The sequence below is a fragment of the Providencia sp. PROV261 genome (assembly GCF_028477945.1).
Lineage (GTDB): Bacteria > Pseudomonadota > Gammaproteobacteria > Enterobacterales > Enterobacteriaceae > Providencia > Providencia stuartii.
Map to the genome: position 1 here is coordinate 1 of NZ_JAMPMC010000108.1, position 1,064 is coordinate 1,064.

The following is a 1,064-nucleotide window of genomic DNA, read 5'->3' on the forward strand; positions in this document are numbered from 1 at the left end:
GTGGTTTCCTGTGGGCTAATAATCCCCGTCCACGGCTTGATACCCTCTCGCCCCGCTGAAGCTAATCCATCAGATAGAAGAAAATACCCCATGCCAGCATTACAAATTCGCTGCATCACTTTTAATGCCGATTCACTGTTACTTTCGGATGACCAGTCAAACAACTCATTACGGGGTGACCAATAGGTATTGTGTAGCTCCTCGATGGTCTGATTATCGATTTGCGCATTATTCATGCCGAGGCTATTCAGTACATGGTAAAACGCCCCTTTGATACTGCGAGAGGGGTGATTACCATATAGCCGAGTTGCCACAACATTGATACGGCGGTCAGATTGCGCTGCTAGTCGGTTTCCTGTTCTCACCGTTAATGCGATCGTTGTCAGCCCTTCGTAATGCGTTGGCCTTGATGTTAATAATGCGCGTAGAGCTTGCCAGTGGCACTGGTCACGAGTACTTCCCCCGCCCACATCGGAAACGCGCCTGACTCGCACTTCATATTGCGCTTGCTTTGGCAGTTCAAAGACTTCTGTGAAGCCGATTTGGTCTTCCGTACTGTGACTATAACGAAACTCTTTTGTGACCCACTCAGTGTCATTAACACCCCGATACTGAACCGCTATTTTCACTTCCCGTGAACCACGACGCCCTTTTTTATCATAAGATGCCAGCCCCGCAGGGAAAACAATATTAAGCTCCATGCGGTTAGTCGTTTCGCCATTCGGACACGCAAGGAAAGGCCCTATCCAGTTTTGCTCATCATTAATGCCCGTGATACTGAAATCCAATAATGTACGCTCACGGAACCCTTGCCAATTGGTATCAACCACCGTGACGTCGTTCCCTGACTCGTTTTTTTCGACAGTGAAGCGCTCGACACTGAGGGTTAGCCCATCAATTTCCGTGATTTTGTACTGATTACCTTTAAGGCCAAGGCTAAGGCGTTGAGTACCTTCAGGTAAGCCAGAAAATGCAGAGCCTGTCGCACTGTTATAGGCCAGTGAAATATGCGCTTCTATCGCAGGTGTGCCACCTGATGACGGAACGCCACCATTAAAGCGGGG

1 protein-coding gene is annotated in these 1,064 nt (G+C 48.8%); it reads right to left on the reverse strand.

What is annotated here, in order from left to right; translation table 11 throughout:
- Positions 1-1,064, reverse strand: a 1,064-nt coding sequence (locus PR675_RS20895) for a host specificity factor TipJ family phage tail protein (protein ID WP_272582991.1), incomplete at both ends; no start/stop codon positions are given.